Annotated in this window: 21 protein-coding genes; 17 read left to right on the plus strand and 4 right to left on the minus strand. The window is 39.0% G+C overall.

Going from position 1 to position 21,996, the window contains the following annotated elements; translation table 11 throughout:
• Positions 1–389 precede the first annotated feature (389 nt).
• Both trpS and AC3XNE_RS07670 read left to right on the plus strand, forming a co-directional pair.
• A complete protein-coding gene (gene trpS / locus AC3XNE_RS07665; protein ID WP_489831504.1) occupies positions 390–1,406 on the plus strand; it encodes a tryptophan--tRNA ligase in 1,017 nt (338 codons plus the stop codon).
• A 60-nt stretch (positions 1,407–1,466) separates the two neighbouring features.
• Complete coding sequence (locus AC3XNE_RS07670; protein ID WP_489831505.1) at positions 1,467–2,393, plus strand: Ppx/GppA phosphatase family protein; 927 nt, start codon at positions 1,467–1,469, stop codon at positions 2,391–2,393.
• A 39-nt stretch (positions 2,394–2,432) separates the two neighbouring features.
• Here the strand turns inward: AC3XNE_RS07670 and AC3XNE_RS07675 are convergent, their stop codons facing one another.
• Positions 2,433–3,242, minus strand: a complete 810-nt coding sequence (locus AC3XNE_RS07675) for a substrate-binding periplasmic protein (protein ID WP_489831507.1) — start codon at positions 3,240–3,242, stop codon at positions 2,433–2,435.
• 208 nt (positions 3,243–3,450) lie between these two features.
• Here AC3XNE_RS07675 and AC3XNE_RS07680 point away from each other — a divergent pair, with 208 nt between their 5' ends.
• From AC3XNE_RS07680 to AC3XNE_RS07715, 8 genes are all read left to right on the plus strand, one after another.
• Positions 3,451–4,725, plus strand: coding sequence for a hydroxymethylglutaryl-CoA reductase, degradative (locus AC3XNE_RS07680; RefSeq protein WP_489831508.1), 1,275 nt, complete (start codon positions 3,451–3,453; stop codon positions 4,723–4,725).
• Positions 4,718–5,671, plus strand: a complete 954-nt coding sequence (locus AC3XNE_RS07685; RefSeq protein ID WP_489831509.1) for an IpaB/EvcA family protein — start codon at positions 4,718–4,720, stop codon at positions 5,669–5,671. The genes AC3XNE_RS07680 and AC3XNE_RS07685 overlap by 8 nt, the downstream gene beginning before the upstream one ends.
• A gap of 24 nt (positions 5,672–5,695) precedes the next feature.
• On the plus strand, positions 5,696–6,400 hold the full coding sequence (locus tag AC3XNE_RS07690) for an NAD-dependent protein deacylase (RefSeq protein ID WP_489831510.1): 705 nt from the start codon (positions 5,696–5,698) through the stop codon (positions 6,398–6,400).
• 162 nt (positions 6,401–6,562) lie between these two features.
• Positions 6,563–8,578, plus strand: coding sequence for a methionine--tRNA ligase (gene metG, locus AC3XNE_RS07695; protein ID WP_489831511.1), 2,016 nt, complete (start codon positions 6,563–6,565; stop codon positions 8,576–8,578).
• Positions 8,579–9,045: 467 nt separating this feature from the next.
• The gene (locus tag AC3XNE_RS07700; RefSeq protein WP_489831512.1) at positions 9,046–9,813 is read left to right on the plus strand and encodes a TatD family hydrolase; all 768 of its coding nucleotides are present in this window, start codon (positions 9,046–9,048) and stop codon (positions 9,811–9,813) included.
• Positions 9,814–9,821: 8 nt separating this feature from the next.
• Positions 9,822–10,385: a ribonuclease M5 gene (gene rnmV / locus AC3XNE_RS07705; RefSeq protein ID WP_489833393.1), complete on the plus strand. Its 564-nt coding sequence runs from the start codon at positions 9,822–9,824 to the stop codon at positions 10,383–10,385.
• Positions 10,378–11,277, plus strand: coding sequence for a 16S rRNA (adenine(1518)-N(6)/adenine(1519)-N(6))-dimethyltransferase RsmA (gene rsmA / locus AC3XNE_RS07710; protein ID WP_489831513.1), 900 nt, complete (start codon positions 10,378–10,380; stop codon positions 11,275–11,277). The genes rnmV and rsmA overlap by 8 nt, the downstream gene beginning before the upstream one ends.
• Before the next feature lie 116 nt (positions 11,278–11,393).
• On the plus strand, positions 11,394–11,633 hold the full coding sequence (locus AC3XNE_RS07715; RefSeq protein WP_489831514.1) for a Veg family protein: 240 nt from the start codon (positions 11,394–11,396) through the stop codon (positions 11,631–11,633).
• An 89-nt stretch (positions 11,634–11,722) separates the two neighbouring features.
• Here AC3XNE_RS07715 and ispE read toward each other — a convergent pair whose 3' ends face one another.
• Entirely contained in the window at positions 11,723–12,607 is an 885-nt protein-coding gene (gene ispE / locus AC3XNE_RS07720) for a 4-(cytidine 5'-diphospho)-2-C-methyl-D-erythritol kinase (RefSeq protein WP_489831515.1), read from the minus strand.
• 387 nt (positions 12,608–12,994) lie between these two features.
• Between ispE and purR the strand changes: the two genes are divergently transcribed.
• From purR to AC3XNE_RS07740, 4 genes are all read left to right on the plus strand, one after another.
• On the plus strand, positions 12,995–13,825 hold the full coding sequence (gene purR / locus AC3XNE_RS07725) for a pur operon repressor (protein ID WP_489831516.1): 831 nt from the start codon (positions 12,995–12,997) through the stop codon (positions 13,823–13,825).
• A 543-nt stretch (positions 13,826–14,368) separates the two neighbouring features.
• Positions 14,369–15,223 carry a helix-turn-helix domain-containing protein gene (locus tag AC3XNE_RS07730; protein ID WP_489831518.1) on the plus strand — a complete coding sequence of 285 codons (855 nt, stop codon included), beginning with the start codon at positions 14,369–14,371 and terminating at the stop codon, positions 15,221–15,223.
• A 325-nt stretch (positions 15,224–15,548) separates the two neighbouring features.
• Positions 15,549–16,958, plus strand: coding sequence for a bifunctional UDP-N-acetylglucosamine diphosphorylase/glucosamine-1-phosphate N-acetyltransferase GlmU (gene glmU, locus AC3XNE_RS07735; protein WP_489831519.1), 1,410 nt, complete (start codon positions 15,549–15,551; stop codon positions 16,956–16,958).
• Between the two features lie 93 nt (positions 16,959–17,051).
• Positions 17,052–18,029 carry a ribose-phosphate diphosphokinase gene (locus AC3XNE_RS07740; protein ID WP_489831520.1) on the plus strand — a complete coding sequence of 326 codons (978 nt, stop codon included), beginning with the start codon at positions 17,052–17,054 and terminating at the stop codon, positions 18,027–18,029.
• Between the two features lie 108 nt (positions 18,030–18,137).
• Here AC3XNE_RS07740 and AC3XNE_RS07745 read toward each other — a convergent pair whose 3' ends face one another.
• Both AC3XNE_RS07745 and AC3XNE_RS07750 read right to left on the minus strand, forming a co-directional pair.
• Positions 18,138–18,365 (minus strand): hypothetical protein, encoded by a 228-nt coding sequence (locus tag AC3XNE_RS07745; RefSeq protein WP_489831521.1) that lies wholly within the window; start codon positions 18,363–18,365, stop codon positions 18,138–18,140.
• Positions 18,366–18,447: 82 nt separating this feature from the next.
• Positions 18,448–19,425: a biotin--[acetyl-CoA-carboxylase] ligase gene (locus tag AC3XNE_RS07750; protein WP_489831522.1), complete on the minus strand. Its 978-nt coding sequence runs from the start codon at positions 19,423–19,425 to the stop codon at positions 18,448–18,450.
• Between the two features lie 162 nt (positions 19,426–19,587).
• On the opposite strand from AC3XNE_RS07750, the gene AC3XNE_RS07755 reads away from it, so the two are divergent.
• From AC3XNE_RS07755 to AC3XNE_RS07765, 3 genes are all read left to right on the plus strand, one after another.
• Positions 19,588–20,700, plus strand: a complete 1,113-nt coding sequence (locus tag AC3XNE_RS07755) for a YibE/F family protein (RefSeq protein ID WP_489831523.1) — start codon at positions 19,588–19,590, stop codon at positions 20,698–20,700.
• On the plus strand, positions 20,687–21,445 hold the full coding sequence (locus tag AC3XNE_RS07760; protein WP_489831524.1) for a YibE/F family protein: 759 nt from the start codon (positions 20,687–20,689) through the stop codon (positions 21,443–21,445). The genes AC3XNE_RS07755 and AC3XNE_RS07760 overlap by 14 nt, the downstream gene beginning before the upstream one ends.
• A 159-nt stretch (positions 21,446–21,604) precedes the next feature.
• Positions 21,605–21,970 carry a hypothetical protein gene (locus AC3XNE_RS07765; RefSeq protein ID WP_489831525.1) on the plus strand — a complete coding sequence of 122 codons (366 nt, stop codon included), beginning with the start codon at positions 21,605–21,607 and terminating at the stop codon, positions 21,968–21,970.
• The last annotated feature ends 26 nt before the right edge of the window (positions 21,971–21,996 follow it).

Consider the following 21,996-nt stretch of genomic DNA (forward strand, 5'->3'; position numbering starts at 1 on the left):
TACATTGTACGGAATATTAATATAAACTTCAATTCAAGATACCACAAAACTAGAGACTTGTCAGAATTTTAGTTTTTTTACGCTTTGACCTTTACAAGCGTGAACAGTTTGATAAAATTAAGTTAATTAGTTGAACAGGAAAAGTAGAGGCTGGTCGACAGAGATACATTGTATGCTGAAAGATGTAAACAGTACTCGAAATGGGCCTGGGATAAAAAATGATCAATAAAATGAGTGGCGGGAACCCCCGCAAGTTAGGTGGCACCGCGAGTAATCGTCCTATTGTTGAAAAACAATAGGACTTTTTGTTTATGAATTAAAAAAGACGGTTTCACTAAAGAAAACTATGGTTTGGCTCAGAAATTGAATCAGATGAAGGAGAAGATCGTATGAATAAACATGTAATTCTAACGGGTGACCGTCCGACTGGCAAATTGCACATCGGACATTATATCGGCTCTTTAAAGCAAAGAGTTGCTTTGCAAGAAACAGGCGACTATGATTCGTATATCATGATTGCTGACCAGCAGGCTTTGACTGATAATGCGCGTGATCCTGAAAAAATTAAAAAGTCCTTGATCGAAGTTGCCCTTGATTATTTGGCGGTTGGGATAGATCCGCAAAAATCAACTATTTTAGTACAATCTGCGATCCCTGCTCTAGCAGAATTAAATTTATATTACTTAAATTTGGTGACTATTTCGCGTTTGGAACGAAATCCTACTGTTAAGGCTGAGATCCAGCAAAAAAACTTTGAGCGCTCGATCCCGGCAGGTTTTTTCACCTATCCTGTTAGTCAGACTGCTGATATCACAGCTTTTAAGGCGGACACTGTGCCAGTTGGTGATGACCAAGAGCCTATGATCGAACAAGCCAGAGAGATCGTTCGCAGCTTTAACACTATTTACGGCAAGGAAGTTTTGGTCGAGCCTCAGGGTGCTTTTCCGATGAAAGGTTCAGGGCGTCTGCCTGGTTTAGATGGTGCTGCTAAAATGAGTAAATCACTAAATAATGCCATCTACTTATCAGATGACGCTGATACCTTGCATAAAAAAGTAATGTCGATGTACACTGATCCTGACCATATTCATGTTGCAGATCCTGGCAAGGTAGAAGGGAATACTGTTTTTGACTATTTGAATGTGTTTGCCCAAGATAAACAACATGTTGCAGATTTGAAAGAGCAATACCGCGCCGGTGGCCTAGGTGATGTCAAGATCAAACGTTATTTGAATGAAGTGTTAGAAGACACCTTAGCTCCGATCAGAAATAGAAGAGCACAATACGCCCGGGATCTTCCTGCAGTTTATGATATTTTAAAGAAGGGCAGCGAAAAAGCGAATGAAGTAGCAGCACAGACTTTAAAAGAAGTCAGAGCAGCGATCGGCGTTAATTATTTTGAATGATATATAATCGAAATAATTGATGTTGGGTAAATAAAAAGTAGCGACCAAGGGGTGAAAAATATGGGGAAAGTTGCATTACTTGATTTAGGGTCAAATTCTACCCGAATGGGAGTCTATCAAATCAATTCAGACCATTCTTTTCAGGAGATCAAGCGTTTTAAAGAAATGACCCGCTTGGCTGAAGGAATGGGACAAACCGCTGGTAGATCAACTTTGAAGTCAGATGCAATCGCTAGGACAATTGAAGCACTAAAATATTTTAAAGCGGAGTATGAAAAAATAGCAGATGTTACGACTGTTCGTGGGGTTGCTACTGCAGCAGTGCGTAATGCAACGAACGGTACAGAATTTTTAGAGCGTGTGAAAAAAGAAATAGGCGTGCAGATCGAAGTCTTATCAGGCAACTCTGAGGCTTATTATGACTATGCAGGAGTCATGCACGCGTTTGACATAGAAAACTGCTTGATCTGTGACATGGGCGGTGGAAGTTTTGAGCTTGCTTTGGTCAAAAAACGAGAGGCACTCAATTATATCAGTATTCCTTACGGTGCCGTGACATTAAGCGAGAAATTCCATGCAAATGATAAGATCTCCGCAGTTGATTTTTTTGCCTTACAGCGTTTTATTTTGTACAAATTTCAGCAATTGCCTTGGTTGCAGCAGGGCAAAGGCTTCCCACTTGTGTTGTTGGGCGGTGCAAATCGGACTGTTGCTCGCCAGGGGCAAAATAACGTAATGTCAAAAAATAAAACAAGCCTCCACGGACAAAAAATGTCAGCTTTTAATTTTACTGAAATTTTTCAAAGGTGGCTTGGCCAAGATAAAAGAGAACGTGAGCGATCCTTAGGTGTGGAAAAGGACCGGGCCGATATCATTGTCGCTGGTTTGACTCCAATGGTAATGATGATCCAACAGTTTGGGGTCCCTGAGGTTATTTTTTCTGAAAGTGGAGTACGTGAAGGAATCATCGCCGAATTGACCAACTAAGCAAAAAAGACTTGGGAAAGCTGAATTCTCAAGCCTTTTTTATTCCTGTGTTATATCTTTGCCAAAGTACTTGTTAGATATTTTATTTAAGCGGCCATCCTTTGTCATCTTTTCCAAGTCTTTGTTGATCTTTTGATGAATTTTTTTAGAATGGTAAGTCGCTACTGTGACTTTTTGGGCTGTGATCTGGGGATCTTTGATCCGTTTTAAAACTTGCTTTGTTTGCTCTTGGTCCGTGTGATCTTTAGCTTGTGTGTATTGCGGATGTTTTTGTAAATAAGAAGTATATTGGGGTCCCGTCAAGATCGCAGCTTTGATTTTTTTATTTTTCAAAGCTGTGACCAGTTCAGAAACTGATGAGTATCTTTTTTTCTTAAAGCAGAGTTCATTTAGTAAATTCCCCTGGGTACCGTTTTCTAATAAACCGACTTTTTTGCCAGTTAGTTTTTTTATCGATTTTTTTGTACTATCGGAACGTCGGAAAAGCACATTTTCCACGTAAAAAAATGGTTTACTCAGTTGATAGTTGCGGTTTGAACTATTCTTCTGCGAAAAACTGCCTAAGGCGACGTCAATTTTTCCGGCAGCTAATTTTTGGGTCAATTGCTTTTTGTTTTGATATGCAACAATTTTGGTCTTTTTACCTAAGTCATCCCCTAACTCATTTGCAACCGCAATGTTTGCTCCATGAATTTTGTGTGCAGACTTCTCTGAACTAAGTGGGGCGTTATTTTGTAAGACACCGACTTTAAGCGTGTTGTTGGCAGAAACAGTTGACGTATGGAGAAATACTATAGGGATCATAAGTAAAAAAAGAAGTATGAAACGTTGATAAGCAAAGTGTTTCAAGAAAAACCCTCCTAGAATTGGGGTAAGTTACTTGCCTGATAAACTACAACGGTACCAAGGTTATCGTTAAATAAAATGAGTTAGTTTGATGGTTAAAACGAACTAAAAGGTTGCAGACCTTATTCGTTTCTATTATATAATAGTAATCAAATAAAGTGGGTAAAAATCTCTATCTAATAAAAATTTGTGAAAGTAGGGCTCGAAGAAAATGAAGGGGTTTAAAAAATACTATCGAAAGACCTGGCAAGAAAGATTGGCTGTTTTGGAACAAGAACACAAGCTTTCAAAAAAAGAGGTCCAACAATTAGAGCAGAATGCTGTATTTCCAGAAATAGGTGATACTCAAGTCGAGAACTTTATCACGCAATTTAGTTTACCGGAAGGATTAGGATTAAATTTTGTGATCAATGATAAAGAGTATTTGATCCCAATGGTGACTGAAGAACCTTCAGTGATCGCGGGGGCAAGTCATGGTGCAACGATCATCAAAAAAGCTGGAGGGTTTAAGGCTAAAAGTAACGAACGTGCCATGCGCGGTCAGGTGATCGTTGAAAATGTTGCTGATGTTGAAGCGCAAAAAAATATCATAGAAGGTGCTGCCACTGATTTATTGCAAACGGCAGCCAGTGCCTATCCTTCTATTGTTAAAAGGGGTGGGGGTCCTTTAAAGTTGTCCGTTAGAATTTTAGCTGATGACCTATTGTCAGTCGACGTGAGCATTGATACTAAAGAAGCTATGGGAGCTAATATGGTCAACACAATGTTGGAGGCCGTGGCTGATAAATTGCGTTTTGAGTTTCGTCTCGACGTTTTGCTGGCAATTTTATCCAATTACACGACTGAGTGTCTGGTCAGTGCTTCATGTAAAATTCCGCTAGGTCAGTTAGCTAAGGGAAAACTTTCTGGGCAAGAGATAGCAAAAAAAATTGTCCAGGCAAGTCGGGTTGCATACTTGGATCCGTACCGGGCTGCCACGCATAATAAAGGGATCATGAACGGGATCGATGCTGCTGTGATTGCCAGCGGTAATGATTGGCGTGCAGTGGAAGCTGCAATACAAGCTTACGCTGCTAGAGATGGGCACTACAGAGGTTTGAGCACTTGGAAGGTAATTGATGAATGTTTGTTTGGCGAGTTGACCATTCCTATGCCGGTGGGATCTATCGGTGGCTCGATCGGGATCGTACCGCTTGTGCAGGTCAATTCAACTTTACGGCAAGAAAAAGGTGCCCTTGAACTTGAAAAAATCGTTGCCAGTGTCGGATTAGCGCAAAATCTGGCTGCACTATATGCATTAGTTACTGATGGTATTCAAAAGGGGCATATGGACCTGCAAATGAAATCTTTAGCGGTTTTTGTTGGAGCGACAGGTCCGCAGATCGATCAAGTCGTTCAACGTTTAAAAAAGCTGCCACGTCAAGATGCTGCTGCGGCTAAGAAGACCCTAGATGAAATTAGGAATGAGGGATTTAAAAATGAGTGAACCGGTATTAAACCAGACTACATTGAATTTAAAAAAACAGGTTACAGAAGTGGTCAAAAAACCGCTCAATGTCACTTTTAAAGAAGAAAAAAAGGGTTGGCTGTCAAGTGATCAAGCACAAATGTATTTGCACGATGGTAAGATGCAGTTGGACATATATGACGTTACGGCCCCTAACTACACAGTGTCTCACGAATTGCTGCACATCTTGACCTTGGAACAAGAAACACCGCAAATTAATTTTCATATGACGACAGGCGATCCGAAGCACGATTCGAAGATCATGAATGCAGGGATGGAGTTATATGATAGCGTAATGCATTTACAGATCTATCAACAGCAACGTGAATTGGGATTGCTTGATGATGAAATAGTTGAGCTGTTCTATAAGGGTCTCTTAGCGCAATTAAAGCCTGAGCCAACGGAACAAATTGATAGTTGGATGGTTTTGCGGACCGTTAAATTAGTTGATGCTTTAGTTTTGTTTGCAGGCGGACAAGCGGATGCTGAAAAAAGATTGCAGCAACTATATCCCCAAAGTTTTAAAGCCGCTCAAAAACTATACAAAACACTGACGGAAAAGAAAGTAGAAGGTCCGCAAAAAATTAGAGCTGCCATCGTTAAATTATGGCGCGGATTCGATGAACAACTAGAGAACTGGGGGCTTGCACCACTTGGCCTAAATGATTTTACTAGTCTGGAGCCGGTATTGAGCGAGCGGCAGATCCGCTTAGAGATCTCGCAGTTATTTGAAGTATATCACTCATCATTACAAGATAATCTTCACTTTAAACCAGCTTATATCGTGCGTTATAAGCCGGATCGGCAAAATTCTTTTGTGCTCCCAGAGCCAAAGCATGATAAAGAAAAGACCTTCCGTGGGTTTTATGCATCTAAAATCGGGGATATTTTACGACAGATGAATGTTGAATATTTGATAAGGTAAACACTTTAGGAAAGGAAGAAGAGAATGACTGAACTCAATGATTTATTAAATGGAGCACAGCATGTTGTATTTATGACTGGTGCAGGGGTTTCGACGGCTTCCGGCATACCAGATTATCGTTCTAAGAATGGACTTTATGCTGGGCGAGAGGCACCGGAATATTTATTAAGTGAAGAGTGCTTGCAAGAAGAGCCGCAAAAACACTATGATTTTGTGACGAAAAGTATGATCTATCCAGATGCTAAGCCTAATATTGTCCATGAAAAAATGGCAGAACTTGCGCAAAGGAAAGGTGCTACGGTCATCACTCAAAATATCGATGGTTTGCACGCTCAAGCGGGTACACCTACGGACAAGCTGGTAGAGTTTCATGGTAATTTGACCAATGTTTACTGCCAAAAATGCGGCAAATCAGCGACTTTGACGGAATATCAAAAAAGTATGTACCATCAGGGCTGTGGCGGCATACTGCGGACAGGGATCGTTTTATATGGCGAACAGATCAATGAAGATAATTTGCGCCGTTCATTAACTGCGATCGCAAATGCAGATCTGTTAGTTGTAGTTGGGACTTCATTTGTAGTCTATCCGTTTGCTGGTTTGATCTCTTATCGTTCACCACAGGCCAAATTGGTGGCGGTTAATAAACAACAGATCACTATCCCAGATAATGGGCTGATGATCCAAAATGATGCTACTGCAGAATTTTCTGCTGTCAATGTTGAATAGGCTAAAAAGCATGGGGTGAACCTCATGTTTTTGTTGTTTTCATGTTTAAATTGTTTGGAGCTAGTGAGAACATTGGCTTTAGTATGCTATAATATAAAGCATCGAAATTAAAAGTTTATAAAAAAAACCAACTTATATATGAAAAAAGGGGACAGAATTTATATGGCTGATAAACCAACCTTTTATATCACAACACCGATTTATTATCCATCAGGTAAATTGCATATCGGTAATGCTTATACGACTATCGCCTGTGATGTATTAGCCCGCTATAAGAGATTACAAAATTTTGACGTTTTTTTCCTTACGGGTACAGATGAACATGGACAAAAAATTGAAAAAAAAGCTGAAGATCTGGGGATGGACCCACAAGCTTACGTTGATCAGATGGTAGATGGCATCAAGGATCTTTGGCAAACACTAGAAATTTCTAACGATAAATTTATCCGAACAACAGATGATTATCATGAAAAAGCGATTCAGAAAATTTTCCAGAAACTACTTGATCAAGGGGATATCTATTTAGGGAAATATAAAGGCTGGTATTCCGTTTCAGACGAGGAATTTTTTACTGAATCACAGTTAGCTGAAGTTTATCGTGACGATCAGGGAAATATTACTGGAGGTAAAGCACCATCTGGACACGAGGTATCGTTGGTCGAAGAAGAAAGCTATTTCTTTAAGATGGGTAAGTACGCTAGTCGCTTAGTTAAATATTACGACGAGCATCCTGATTTCATTATTCCACAGACACGCAAAAATGAGATGCTAAATAATTTCATTAAACCAGGTCTTGAAGACCTAGCTATCACAAGAACTAGTTTCAATTGGGGCGTTAAAGTTCCAAATGATCCTAAACATGTTGTTTATGTTTGGATCGATGCTTTATGTAATTATATTACTGCTTTAGGTTATGGCTCAGATGATCCAACCTTGTTCAATAAATACTGGCCTGCTGATGTGCATATGGCGGGTAAAGAGATCGTCCGTTTCCACACGATCTATTGGCCGATTATTTTGATGGCGTTAGATCTGCCTTTGCCAAAACATATCGTGGGGCATGGTTGGCTTTTAATGAAAGACGGAAAAATGTCGAAGTCTAAGGGTAATGTCGTTTACCCGGAAATGTTGGTTGAACGTTATGGGCTTGACGCTTTACGTTATTATTTGATGCGTGCTGTGCCGTTTGGAAATGACGGAGTCTTTACACCTGAAGACTTTATTAATAAAGTTAACTATGACCTAGCTAATGATCTTGGTAACTTATTGAACCGGACGGTCGCTATGATCAATAAGTATCGCAAAGGAAAGATACCTGCACTGGTTAGTGACGTTACTGAATTTGATAAGGAATTGGAAGAAAGTGCGCAAGTCGCTGTCAAAGAGTTTGAAGAAGAAATGGATAACATGCATTTCTCTAATGCTTTAAGTGCTTTATGGAAATTTGTTTCGCGGAGTAATAAATATATCGACCAGACAGAACCATGGATGTTAGCTAAAGATGATGCTAAGACAAAAGAATTGGACAGTGTATTAGCTCATTTGGCAGCTTCTTTGCGAGTGATCGCGATTTTGTTACAGCCTGTTTTAACGCATGCTCCAAAAGAGATCTTTACTCAATTGGGCTTTGAAGCAGAAGATATGCAGATCAATAATGTTTCTTTCTTTGACCTCCCTGAAAATAGTCAGGTAGTCAAAAAAGGTACACCTCTTTTCCCTCGTTTAGATACTGATGAAGAAGTGGAATATATTAAATCTAAGATGACGAAAAATGAGAAAGCCAAGGGGCGTAAAGCGATGGCCGATAAAAATAATGAAGCTAAAGAAAATACTTTAACTTTGAATAAAAAAGAGATCCGTTTTGATAAATTTGACAAGGTTGAGCTGCGCGTTGCTTTGATCAAAGAAGTTAGTCGAGTTGAAGGTGCGGACAAACTTTTGAAATTTAGTTTGGATGCAGGTGATGAAGGTCCACGTCAGATTTTATCAGGGATAGCAGAATGGTACCCAGAGCCAGAAAAACTAGTTGGTAAAAAAGTGATCGCAGTAGTTAACCTACAGCCACGTAAAATGCGGGGTGAGACCAGCCAAGGTATGCTGCTCTCAGCTGAATATGGGGATCAGGTCCAACTGATCACTGTGCCGGATAACATTCCAGAAGGTTCAAGTATCAGCTAATGAATAAAAGAAAGAGGTTCGAGAAGAAAAACTTCTCGAGCTTTTTTAAAAACAGAGCGGAAACAAGCGGGAAGAAGTGAGCATCATCGAGCTCTGGCATTAGATCGCGTTTCTTAGCGAGGTGATGTCAGAGCTCGATGGGCGGAACTTCCTGCTTGTTGGAGCTCGACTACAAAAACAGAGCAGAGCAAGCCGGTTAGGTCTCGAGTATTATCCGAGTCAGAAACTATACGTCCTTTTCAACGGTGTAGCCCCTGGTTTGGATAAGCGGAAAGGCTTGGCATGCGCAGCGCGACTATAAACACAGAGAGCGGAATTTCTTGCCTCACGAAACTTCACTAAGAAATGGGTAAGACCGTGACACTTAGGAGCTCATCACCTCCAGACTTTATAGTCTTGACTTATTTTTTAATAACCGAGGCATTGAGTAAAGTTTGTTTTTAGCAGATTAGCAGAAAGGAAAAAACATGCAAATTTTTGATTCACATACACATATTAATTCTCCCGAATTTGATAACGATAGAGAAGATGCGGTCGAACGGGCAAAGGCTTTTGATGTTGGTTCAATGTTAGTCATTGGATATGACGGGCCAAGTACAAGCAAATTGAATTTTTTGCTGGAAAAATACTCGAATATTTATGGAGCTGTTGGCTGTCATCCAGAAGATAGTGCCAAATATGATTTAGAATTAGAAAATACAATGCGTGCTTTTTTAGGTAAAGAAAAAATGGTCGCGGTCGGTGAGATCGGTCTTGATTACCATTGTGATGTTGACCATGGCTTGCAAAAAGAGGTCTTTAAAAAACAGATCGCATTAGCACAGTCGCTTAAGATGCCCATTAGCGTGCATAACCGGGATGCCTTTGAGGATTGTTATACGATCCTCAAAGAAGCTGATGTCGAACGTTATGGAGGTATTATGCATAGCTTTAACGGGAACTGGCAGTGGGCACAAAAGTTTTTAGATCTGGGAATGGAACTTTCATATAGCGGTGTGGTAACATTTAATAATGCTAAAGAGGTTCAAGAGGCGGCGGTCAAAACACCACTTGATCATATGTTAGTTGAAACTGACGCGCCATATTTGACGCCAGTGCCTTACCGAGGTCAACAAAACGAACCAGCAATGACACGCTACACAGCAGAATTTATCGCCGCAACAAGGAAGATGTCTGTTTTTGATTTAGCGGTAGCTACTCATCAAAATACGAGAAGGGTTTTACAGATCGGATGAATAAAAAAATGAAGATCAAAGAAGTGGTCGTAGTTGAAGGAAAAGATGATACTAAACGGATCAAAATGGTCGTCAATGCCGATACGATCGAGACGCGGGGCTCAGCGATCAGCGAAGAAGTCTTGCAACAAATAAATGAATTAAATCAGCTAAGAGGAGTTATTGTCTTTACAGACCCTGATTTTTCTGGAGAAAAAATCAGAAAAACGATCCAGGCAGCAGTTCCGGGCGTCAAACACGCTTTTTTAAAGAAAAAAGATGCTGTACCTCATGGTCAAGGGAGCTTAGGTGTTGAGCATGCTAGCCCAGAAACTATTAGGGATGCTTTGCGTCATTTGTATACTGAAGTCCCTGAAGCAAAACCGATGATCACACAGACTGATTTACTGGCGGCTAAGCTGATTTCTGGTCCGAATGCCAAAAAGAGGCGAGAAAAGTTATGCGAATTTTTACGGATCGGCTATGTAAATGGCAAGCAATTATATAAAAGATTAAATTTATTTCAAATCACTCCAAATGAATTTAAGGAAGCTTTACTGCACGTTGAGAAGGTGGAAAAAAACAATGGGTGATAACAAAAGACCAGAAATTGGTTCTAGTACACGGACCAGAGCTATTATGGAAACTTATGGCCTGACATTCAAAAAAAGTTTGGGGCAAAATTTTCTGACGGATTTGGATGTACTGCAAAAAATCGTGTCCGCTGCGCAGGTCAGCATGGACGATGATGTCATTGAAATTGGGCCTGGGATCGGGGCTTTGACCGAACAGTTAGCAAAAAAAGCACATCATGTACTTGCTTTAGAGATCGATGAACGTTTGATACCTGTTTTAGGGGAAACGCTGGAAGATTATTCAAATATTACTGTTTTACACGGTGATATTTTGCAAACTCAATTATCACTTCTGATCAAAGAACACTTGGACGGTCAACATCCGGTCAAGATCGTTGCTAATTTACCGTATTATATTACGACTCCGATCGTTTTACATTTGTTGGATGAAGGGGCTGATTTTAAGTCGATCACTATTATGATGCAAAAAGAAGTTGCCCAACGTTTGACGGCTCGACCAGGAATGAAAGATTATGGTTCTTTGACAATTGGAGTAGCATATTCTACTGATAGTCAGATAGTTTTTAATGTCCCAAAAACAGTTTTCGTTCCTAGCCCTAAGGTTGATTCGGCGATCGTTTTAATGAAAAAAAGACAGCAAAAAATATACCGGCCACAAAGTGAAAGTGGTTTTAAAAAATTGGTTCGTGGAAGCTTTATGCATAAACGGAAAAGTTTGTGGAATAATTTATTGGGGTTCTATGGTAAGGAAGACGAAATTAAGAACAAATTAACTCATGCTTTGAAAAATTCACAAATCGATCCGGGGATCAGGGCAGAAAGGCTTAGTGTCGCGGATTTTGTCAGGCTCAGTGACAGTATGGAAGACCAAGGGCTGTTACCTAAGTAAAGACTAAATAAACGATAAAAAAATTATTATTTTTGTTGATGTCGAATTATTGCTGTGGTATAACTGCGGTTTTTGCGAAAAAGTGTTATTATTGTAGTTCAGAAGGAGTGGATCAAATGCCTGTTACTATAGCTACAATAAAAACCAAGTTAGATGACCAAATCGGCAATAATTTAACGGTCACGACTCAAGTCGGACGGAAAAAAGTTACTACAAGACATGGAAATTTACGTGAGACATTTCCTGCTGTATTCGTGGTTGATTTAGACCAAGATGAAAATGCGGTCAAACGTGTTTCTTTTAGTTATACGGACGTATTGACTAAAAATATTGAGTTAAATTTTGATAATGATTAAAATGCGCTTTGGTGTGAATAACATCAAAGGGCTTTTTTTAACAAAATGATCTTGCTCATTTTGAAAGATACTTTCAAGAATGAGCAAGATCATTTTGTTGTGTGTGTGTTTAAACCTTTCAAAGTGATCGATTTAACCAGATAGACTTCTTCACAAAAGCCGCGAAGACTGTTGTAAACACGTGCGGCTCGAGAATAATTTTGACAAACACCAAAAACGGTTGGTCCAGTCCCACTCATCAGAGCGGCTGAAGTTCCAAATTTCAACATTTTATGCTTGATCCGTGTTATTTCTGGATAACGTTTTGCTGAAATTGGTTCTAAGACATTTTTCATATTACTAGTAATCAAATCAAAATCCTGCTGATCTATCCCTGAAACAAGCAGTTCAACATTTAAATGTTGCAACTTATCGTAATTTATCTGTTTAAGGATAAAGGGCGTGGACACACTTGTGGGCGGCTTGGCAATAACAAACCACATCGCAGGTAATTCTCTTAAAGGTTTAATTATGTCACCTTGCCCCGTAACGAGTGCTGTTTGGCTATAAACACAAAAGGGAACATCAGAATCGATAGACAGTCCAAAATGAGCAAGCTCATCCGGGGATCGATCCAAGTTCCATAGTTTATTTAGTGCCCGTAAAACGGCGGCGGCATCAGCAGATCCACCACCCATCCCAGCAGCGACTGGAATATTCTTTTTGATCGTGATTTTAAGGCCAGTTTTAATTCCAAAATGATGTTTAACTTTTTTCGCAGCCTGATAGGTTAAGTTGCGCTGGTCACAAGGTAAAAAGCTGCTGTCTGTTTTAACTACGATTTTTTCGCTTTCGGGAACCGTTTCAATATGCACATAATCTGCCAGATCGATCGCCGTCATTACCATTTTCCATTCGAAGCTCCCATCTGAATGTCGAAATGGGGTATCTAAACACAAATTTAATTTGGCCGGGGCCTTTTCCGTGATCTCCAAGGTCTCACCTTATTTCTAAACGTTTATTAAAGTTAATTATATCTATAAAAATACAATTTTAAAAGCCTAACGGGCCAACTAAAAAGGTTAGCTTAGGATCGACCTGGAGTAGATGACCCATGACTGGCGTAAAGTTGTGGTTTGTGTGACGCAAAAAATTGACGTGAGTGTTTAAAAGTGGTACATTGATTTTTGCTGCTTTGTAATATGCGAACGTTAATTTGTTTTGTCGTAGACTGCGAAAATCCTTTGTTTTAAGAGCTTATTTTTTGCAAATGCGAACATTAATGCTGAAATACATAAAAAAACTACTAAATTTACTAAAGTTAGCGTATAATAACCAAGTGAAATTCAATTATAAGATAATTTGCTGGTGGAGGTTGAAATTTGAAAACAAGAAGAAGCGATCGTTTGATCGATATGACTAATTATTTAATGGAAAGGCCGCATACATTGATCTCTTTGACCTTTTTTGCGGATAGGTATGAATCTGCTAAGTCATCTATCTCAGAAGATCTAGCAATTATTAAGCGCACTTTTCAAAATAGAGGGATCGGCATCTTAGAAACGATTCCTGGTGCAGCGGGCGGCGCACGTTTTATTCCTTCGATGGATGAAGATGAAGCACGCGGGTTTATTAGTGAGATGGTTAAAGAAATGTCTTCAGAAACTCGTTTGTTGCCTGGAGGGTATGTATATCTATCTGATCTATTGGGTCGACCGGATGTATTACGTCGTGTTGGTCGCGTGATCGCTCGTCAGTACATTGATAAACAGATCGATGCTGTGATGACAGTTGCAACTAAGGGTGTGCCGATAGCCCAAAGTGTTTCTGAGTATCTGAATGTTCCATTTGTGATCGTACGCCGTGATTCTAAAATCACTGAAGGAGCGACTGTTTCGGTCAATTATGTTTCCGGCTCCAGTGAAAGGATCGAAAAGATGGAGTTATCTAAACGGAGTCTGAAGCAAGGGTCGCATGTGTTGGTCGTCGATGATTTTATGAAGGGCGGCGGCACGGTTAATGGTATGAAGTCTATGATCGAGGAATTTGATTCTGAATTAGTCGGAATAACTGTCTTTGCAGAGGGTTCATTTGCAGGGCAAAGAATGGTGGATGATTACACCTCGTTATTAAAAGTTGATCAAGTTAACGCTGAAGATAAGACGATCCATGTCGATGCCGGCAACTACCTGGAGAGGGTTTTTGAAAAATAAGTATCATTTTTACTGGAATGACAATATTGTTGTTCCAGTTTTTTGAAATTAACAGAGAAATATTATTTAGTAGAAAACTTACTTTGTTAAAAAGAAAAAAGTTTAAATTATTCAGCTTAAAATTTAGTTTCCTTGTTAAGCTAGACTGAGTTGCGAAAATGTATTTGTTTAGCAAAAGTAATGTGGCATAGTGGAAAAATATCCGAGCGTAATTTGATAATGCTTACAAGTTATTATTAAGCCGAGAATGTTTTACTTGACAATTACGTGATATTTAAAGAAAATTAAGCTAATGTTTAGGAGTGAAACGTAAAGTAGTTAATAATTTAGAATAGTTAAAAAGCAGAAGGTCAGATTTATAGATCTTATTCATTGCAATTTATCTAAAAATTGTTTAAACTTTTTAAGTATAGTAGTCATACTATTTGACAAATAGCTATAAACTATCTATTTTATAAAGTAGTGCTAGCTAAAAGTTTTAATTCAGCATTAAACTGTAATTAATAACTTAGAAAATGTACCTATTTAAGAGGGGAAATCGTTATGATAGATGGCCAAAAAATTAAAGATACACGAAAAAAGTTAGGTATCTCTCAGCAAGATCTGGCAAAAGGGATCACAACTCAAGGAACGATCAGTTTACTTGAAAGAAATTCTACTTCTCCTAGAGGGGATATTTTAGCGAAGATCATTGCACGTTTGGGTTTGAAACTCGAGGATGTTGTAGTTGACAATGAAGTTTTGACAGCACAGCGCTTTTTGGATGAGGCAGACAAATTTAGCATGAACAATGAGTATGAGCGAGCATTAGAAACGCTTGATCAGGTCGATGAGTTGAGCGATAATGAACAAGAGGCTCACTATCTTTTCTTAAAGACGAATGCCAAAATGTGGCAGACACGCGACTTTGAAGATGCACTGTTTGGATTTAATCGGATATTACAGATGCGTAACAAACAGGTCGATATTTTTACAGTGTTAGCTACCTGTGAACTTGGTGTAGTCTATTTGGAGAGAAAGGAAACGGATAAAGCCAGCTTTTATTTTGAGCAGGTCCCAGACTTGTTAGAAAATATCAAGCTTGATGATCATGTTTTCTGGACACTCTTTATTTGGAAAAACTTAACCGTGTATTATTATCGCATGATGGATTTTGACAAGTGTGCTGAGATCTTGGATCAGGCTGAGGAATTTTCGAACAGACACTTTACCCCAGTCTTTATTGATTCGTTGTATTACACAAATGCTTTAGTTCTTCATGATAAAAAAGGTGAGTGGACAAAGAACAGTATCAAATATTTGTTGAAATCTTGGGCCTTTGCTACGTTCACTGATAATAAGGAAAACATTAAAAAGGCAAGTAAGATTTTGACAGAATTAGGGTATTTACCACAATAGTTTCTTTAAGCTAGAATTTTGTTAAATTATAAGCTTCTTTAGTTGCTAGTTAGCTAGAGAGGCTTTTTTCTTTCCAAAATATAATCACATTACATCAAAACGAAATTATGTGATACTTTACTTAGGGTCAGAGCCATAGCTGGTTGCATACTGGCAAAAACTGGGTTATTATTCAAAAGAAGGCTTAATCTAAAAATTTATTATCTTGGAGCAAATCCCAATAATAGTGAAATTTTTTAGAACATTAACAGCCAATGGATCAGGCAATTTGGTTTAGCAAATCTAGTTGCTTGTTCGTTAATTTCAAAATAGAGGAGTAATATTGATGACTTCAAAATATGCTGTGATTTTGGCTGCAGGGCAAGGAACACGCATGAAATCTAAACTGTATAAAGTTCTGCATCCAGTATGTGGTAAACCTATGGTCGATCACGTGTTAACTCAGATCGAAAGAAATGATATGGACCAGATCGTGACCGTCATTGGCCATGGTGCTGAGATGGTCAAGAAAACTTTAAAAGAGCGGACAAATTATGTGGTCCAATCCGAACAACTTGGTACTGGACATGCAGTAATGCAGGCTGAAAAATTGCTAGGTGATAAAGATGGGATCACTTTGATCGCATGTGGAGATACTCCGTTATTTACTGCGGAAACTTTTTCTGAGCTATTTCAGTATCATCAGTCTAAGGGTGCCGTGGCAACTGTTCTTACAGCACACACTGATGAACCATTTGGTTATGGCAGGATCATTCGTAACGATCTAGGTATTGTTGAACGGATCGTAGAACAAAAGGATGCAACTAAAGAAGAAGAAGCAGTTCAAGAAATAAATACGGGTGTCTATTGCTTTAATAACCGTGAATTATTTGAAGCCTTGCATAAGATCAACAATGATAATGTCCAAGGTGAATATTACTTAACAGATGTAATGGAAGTTTTCCAAAAAGAGGGTAAAGTCATTGCTGCATACCAAATGAAAGATCTTGAAGAATCAATGGGTGTCAATGATCGGGTCGCTTTAGCCAATGCAGCAAAAATCATGCAGTTGCGGATCAACAAGGAACATATGCAAAATGGTGTGACGATCGTCGATCCAGATAATACTTATATCGACACAGATGTGCAGATCGGTTCAGATACTGTTATTGAACCTGGAGTCAGTATAAAAGGACAAACAACGATTGGCTCCGACTGTGTGATCGGCTCTCATTCTGAGATCATAGATTCAACTATTGGCAATTTTGTGAAGGTAACTTCATCTACGGTCGAACAGTCTGTGATGCATGATAACTCAGATATTGGTCCTTACAGTCATTTACGTCCCCAAGCAGACATCGGGGAATCCGCACATATTGGTAACTTTGTTGAAGTTAAGAAAGCAATTGTCGGCAAAAATACCAAGGTCGGCCATTTAACATATGTTGGCGACGCGACTCTTGGTCAAGAGATCAATGTTGGCTGTGGGACTGTTTTTGTAAATTATGATGGTATAAATAAACACCATACTGATGTTGGAGACTATTCCTTTATCGGTAGTGGCAGCAATGTTGTGGGTCCAATAGAGATAGGTGACCATGCTTACATTGCTGCTGGTTCAACAGTGACACAAGATGTCAAGCCGCATGATATGGCTATTGCTCGTGGTAGACAGGTAAATAAAGATGGGTACTATGATCGTTATCCGGTTGCAGAAGCAGCTAAAAAAACTGAAGCAGCTAAGAAAAATAATTAACAGTTTGAATAGCAAGGCTTGCTTTTAAGGCGGTAAATGCTTTAGTATTAATGTGAGAGGTAATAAGAATATTAAGGACTGATGGAGGCTGTTATGTCTGAACAATATAACGATTCAAAGTTAAGGATCTTTGCTTTGAATTCAAATAAACCGTTAGCACAGAAAATTGCCGATGCTGTTGGTGTACCGTTAGGAAAAACATCTGTTGATCGTTTTAGCGATGGTGAGATCAGGATCAACATTGAAGAGAGTATTCGCGGATGCGATATTTTTATCGTTCAATCGACTTCTGCTCCAGTCAATGATAATTTAATGGAGTTGTTGATCATGGTCGATGCTTTACGTCGTGCTAGTGCCCACACGATCAATGCCGTGATACCTTATTATGGTTATGCAAGGCAAGATCGCAAAGCACGTTCACGTGAGCCGATCACTGCAAAATTGGTCGCAGATATGCTCGTTAAGGCTGGTTGTGATCGTGTGATCGTATTAGATCTGCATGCAGCACAGATCCAAGGATTCTTTGACATCCCAGTTGACCATTTGATGGGTGCACCATTATTGGCTGACTATTTTATGAACAAGGGTGTCGATAAAGATGCTGTTGTTGTTTCACCTGATCATGGTGGGGTGACGCGCGCGCGCAAATTAGCAGAGTTTTTGAAGGCACCGATCGCTATCATTGATAAGAGACGCCCGAAGGCAAATGTTGCAGAAATTATGAATATTATCGGTTCGGTTGAAGGAAAGAAATGTATTTTGGTCGATGATATGATAGATACTGCAGGGACGATCACCTTAGCGGCACAGGCATTGATGGATGCAGGAGCCACTGAGGTATATGCTTCAGCAACTCATCCGGTTTTGTCTGGTCCTGCTATCGAAAGGATCGAAAAATCGCCGATCAAAGAATTGGTCGTGACAGATTCGATCAATTTACCTAAAGAAAAGCAAATCGACAAACTTGTTCAAATTTCCGTGGGTCCATTGATCGGTGATGCAATTAAGCGGATCCACGAAAACAAACCTGTTAGTCCATTATTTAAGAATCGTTTTCACTCGGATAATTAAGTTCAGACTCTTGAAAAAAGAAAAAGCAAAGCAATGATACTTCACATATCTTGCTTTGCTTTTTTATTGTTGGAAAATCATCAGAATTGTAGGACACTATCCAGCTAGTCAGTCGTCAACTCTTTTGATGATCGAATATTCAGAATTTTTATCTTCTTTCGTCGGTTGCACTGTTTGTTCATCAAAAATCAAGTAGGGCTGGCCATCCTTTTCTTGAACAACGACAACAGGCTTCTTAGATTTATCGTGATAAATTTTAGCAGCTACATAAGCTTTATCAAAATCATAATCACTGGAAACGGATTGTCCAGGGTTAAAAAATACATTTTCACTCATTACATCCACCTCGCAATTTTGTAATCGACATTCGTCTATATTTTAACATGGTAAGTGATCTATCAAAAGAAATTAGGATTTTTCAAGCTTTGTCGACCTCACTTCTGACTTTAGTGATCTCTCCTGAAGAAAATATTCTTCCATCGGATAAAACCAGCTCTCCGTTAGCGGTGATATTTTGAGCTGTGCCCATTGTGGCCTGCTTTCCTTGAGTAATTGTTACGTTTTTACCAAGTGTTGTACAATAGTTGCGATAATCTTGGATAAAAGAAGCACTGCTAAAGTCAGGGTACAAAATAAAAAATTCATCTAAAAATGCAGCAATAAAAGCATTTCTTGACATATTTTTATCTAAAACTGCTGGACGTAAAGATATCGCACGCTTTTGTAATTCTGGCGAAAAAGACTTAAGTTCGGTAAGATAGTTGATCCCGACACCGACTACGATCTGTTTGAGATCGCCTGTTTCCATATCGGTGATACCCTCAGTTAAGATCCCACTGAGCTTCTTATTTTTCCAGAGAACATCGTTGACCCATTTGATCCCTGGTTTGATCTTCAGTTTCTTTTCAATAGCACGACATAGCGCTGTTGCTGTAGCCGTCGTTAGTAAGCCGGCATTGAAATTTTTCTGCTCGTTTTGTAACAATATACTTAAATAGATCCCGGTGTTTTTAGGGGAACTGAAAGAGCGCCCATAACGACCGTAGCCCTTAGTTTGTTGATCACTAATTATGATCTGCGGTTCTTTAGTTTGGGGTAAGGCACCTAATTCCTTAGCCCGGGTATTAGTTGACTCCAAATTGTCATGAAGTTCAAATTTTAACGGGACTTTGGTCGTTAAATTTCTTTTGATAAAGGTTTCAGACAACATTGGTGGATCTAATAAAAGATAGCCGACATGCGGTTTGCTTTCAATTTCATTGCCATCTTCCTGTAAAGTTTTGATGGCTTTCCAAATAGCGGTCCGTGAGACATGTAAAGTATCAGCGAGTTGCTGCCCTGAAAGGTGAGTAGTATTACCTTCGAGCAATTTTAAGACTTTTTCAGTTGTTTTCATAGTTTATTATCATCCTTTTTATCTTTCACATAGATTATATCGTAAACTAAAACTTAAATCTATGTTGACCTTATTAGGTAAAAAGATATTTAAATCGTAAGAGTTATCTTTAAGTTATTAATACTTAGTGCTAAGCTTAAATAATCGAAAGAGAGTGATCAAATGTCTAGTAAAAATATGAGAAATTTGCTGACGATCCTGATATTGATCTTTGTGGGTCTTTTTCTTTACATATTTACAACACATGATGCTTTTATGTATGAGCGTGACATTGGTGAGATATCTCAAGTCAAAGACGGTGGATCTAAGAAAACGGAAGATGAGTTTAAAAATGTAGATAGACAACATTCACAAAAGCTTTCTATGGTTGTTAAAAACGGTAAATATAAGGGTCAAAAAGCATTTGCTACTAACACTTGGACAAATTCAGGGGCGTTTGACCAGAAATTTCATAAAGGACAGCAGGCATTTGTTGATCTGCAAAAAAAGAGTGGTCACCTTTCTGCTCAGATCTCAGATTATAAACGGGATACTTATTTAGTAATGCTGGGTTGGCTCGTAATTTCTTTGTTAGTTTTGACTATGAAATTTAAGGGACTTAAGACTTTATTTAGCGTTGCTCTAAATTTTGTAGTGTTTTTGATTTTTGTCGACTTAGATGTGACCTTGAACCTAACTAATTTCTTCTGGCTTTTTGTATTGAGTGCGGTTATCTTTACGGCTTTGTCGCTGGTGATCGTGATTGGTTGGAACAAACAATGTGCGGTAACTTTCGGGGCGATCGTCGCTGGTACGGCAGCCGGGTTGGTGATCGGCATTTTAGTTCTCAATTATACTGGTGATGATTTGCACTACGAGGCGTTAGATTTTGCGACCCAATCTCCTAAACAACTGTTTTTATCTGCTACAGTGATCGGTCTACTAGGCGCTGTGATGGATGCGGCCACGGATATCGTTTCAACTGTCTTTGAGATCCGCCGTGCTCATCCCCAGCTTGCTCAAAAACAGCTTTTTTCTTCGGGATTGGACGTTGGTCGTTCGATTTTAGGGCCATTGATAAATGTGTTGTTACTGATTTTTTTTGCAGAGACATTTTCAATGGGCGTTTTATTTTTTAGAACGGGCAATAGCATTGGATATACGTTTGAATGGACAATGTCACTAGGGATCGTTCAATCTTTGATCAGTGGGATAGGGATCGCCCTTGTTGTTCCCGCTGCAAGTGGGCTTGCCTCATTGTCCTTCAAAAGGAGGGGTAAAGTTGGAAACGATTAGTATTTTGACTGTGATCCTTGCTGTCTTGATGAGTTTGGTAGGTGGCAAACAAGGTTTTTCAGCTTTCTTTTCCATTCTGTTAAATTTTTGCTTGTTGTTTTTGACCATTATTTTGATCTCATCCGGTTTTCCACCTTTGTGGATCTCTCTTTTTAGTGGGGTCTGTATTCTGGCGATTACGATCTATATGGGAACTTCTGACGAAAGTTCTGCCAACGTTGCCTTTTTGGCGACGCTGTGTGTGATGATCGTCATGCTTCTCTTGATCATTCCCTTTGATCATTTGGTACAAGTCAAAGGCTTTGCCAACGAACAATCTGAAGAGATCGAGGCCTTCAATTTAATGATCGGTGTTGACTTTGAAAAAATCGCGATATCCACAACTATCCTGAGTACACTGGGAGCAATTGCTGAAGCAGCAATTGCTATTGCCAGCGGTTTAAACGAAGTGATTGAGCAAGACCCGCAGATCGACCAAGCTAGTCTGTATCAAAGTGGACAAAATATTGGTTTTCAAATAATGGGCATGACGTTTAACACCTTGTTTTTTGGTATGTTTGGTGGAGACCTTGCTCTTTTTATCTTACTGAATAAGCTCCATAATAGTTTTGGTTATTATTTAAATTCCAAGATATTTGTCAGTGAATGTATGTTGGTGTTATATTCTGCCATTTCTGTGATCATGGTGATCTTAGTCACTACTTGGCTAATGGGCAAAAAACTAGCTACCAAACAAAACAAATAAATATTTAGTTCTTTGGTTATATTTTTGATAAAAAGGACTAGGTGATCTAGCGGGTGAAAAATGTATTCGAATAATGGTATAATCTTAAATGAATTAAATTTAAGGCTGTGAGCATCGTTTTGACAGCCTCAATTTTGAAAAATGTGGTGTAAAAAATAAATGGCAAATTTTAAGAGTAAGATCATGACCAAGTTCGATCTATCTACGATTGGTATTACGATAATTATTGCGATAATTGGTTACTTATTGAAACAAACTATATTGATCTCTGATGTATTTTTTATGACCGGGTTACTTTTGCTGTGTTTGTCGATCGCAGATATTTTACTGCACGCTAGTTTAATGTCTGGTTGGTTTCAACATAAACACAAGGGTGAAACGGATGAAGAATATCAAGCAAGAAAGATCGATGTTCATGAAGTGGCTGATAAGAAAAATCAGCCGATCCACTTTGATCGTTTTTCTGTAAATAGCTTAATGATCTCTTTGTGGTTGATCGTTTGTGCTGTGTTGATCACAGGATAAATAGACAGAAAAAAGACAGCGTTCTT

It is taken from the genome of Ligilactobacillus sp. JN-6 (Y).1 (genome assembly GCF_058111525.1).

What these genes read in the sequence shown, in the direction of transcription:
- trpS (WP_489831504.1), top strand. Translation starts at nt 390, where the DNA reads ATGAATAAACATGTAATTCTAACGGGTGACCGTCCGACTGGCAAATTG.
- AC3XNE_RS07670 (WP_489831505.1), top strand. Translation starts at nt 1,467, where the DNA reads ATGGGGAAAGTTGCATTACTTGATTTAGGGTCAAATTCTACCCGAATG.
- AC3XNE_RS07680 (WP_489831508.1), top strand. Translation starts at nt 3,451, where the DNA reads ATGAAGGGGTTTAAAAAATACTATCGAAAGACCTGGCAAGAAAGATTG.
- AC3XNE_RS07685 (WP_489831509.1), top strand. Translation starts at nt 4,718, where the DNA reads ATGAGTGAACCGGTATTAAACCAGACTACATTGAATTTAAAAAAACAG.
- AC3XNE_RS07690 (WP_489831510.1), top strand. Translation starts at nt 5,696, where the DNA reads ATGACTGAACTCAATGATTTATTAAATGGAGCACAGCATGTTGTATTT.
- metG (WP_489831511.1), top strand. Translation starts at nt 6,563, where the DNA reads ATGGCTGATAAACCAACCTTTTATATCACAACACCGATTTATTATCCA.
- AC3XNE_RS07700 (WP_489831512.1), top strand. Translation starts at nt 9,046, where the DNA reads ATGCAAATTTTTGATTCACATACACATATTAATTCTCCCGAATTTGAT.
- rnmV (WP_489833393.1), top strand. Translation starts at nt 9,822, where the DNA reads ATGAAGATCAAAGAAGTGGTCGTAGTTGAAGGAAAAGATGATACTAAA.
- rsmA (WP_489831513.1), top strand. Translation starts at nt 10,378, where the DNA reads ATGGGTGATAACAAAAGACCAGAAATTGGTTCTAGTACACGGACCAGA.
- AC3XNE_RS07715 (WP_489831514.1), top strand. Translation starts at nt 11,394, where the DNA reads ATGCCTGTTACTATAGCTACAATAAAAACCAAGTTAGATGACCAAATC.
- AC3XNE_RS07730 (WP_489831518.1), top strand. Translation starts at nt 14,369, where the DNA reads ATGATAGATGGCCAAAAAATTAAAGATACACGAAAAAAGTTAGGTATC.
- glmU (WP_489831519.1), top strand. Translation starts at nt 15,549, where the DNA reads ATGACTTCAAAATATGCTGTGATTTTGGCTGCAGGGCAAGGAACACGC.
- AC3XNE_RS07740 (WP_489831520.1), top strand. Translation starts at nt 17,052, where the DNA reads ATGTCTGAACAATATAACGATTCAAAGTTAAGGATCTTTGCTTTGAAT.
- AC3XNE_RS07745 (WP_489831521.1), bottom strand. Translation starts at nt 18,365, where the DNA reads ATGAGTGAAAATGTATTTTTTAACCCTGGACAATCCGTTTCCAGTGAT.
- AC3XNE_RS07750 (WP_489831522.1), bottom strand. Translation starts at nt 19,425, where the DNA reads ATGAAAACAACTGAAAAAGTCTTAAAATTGCTCGAAGGTAATACTACT.
- AC3XNE_RS07755 (WP_489831523.1), top strand. Translation starts at nt 19,588, where the DNA reads ATGTCTAGTAAAAATATGAGAAATTTGCTGACGATCCTGATATTGATC.
- AC3XNE_RS07765 (WP_489831525.1), top strand. Translation starts at nt 21,605, where the DNA reads ATGGCAAATTTTAAGAGTAAGATCATGACCAAGTTCGATCTATCTACG.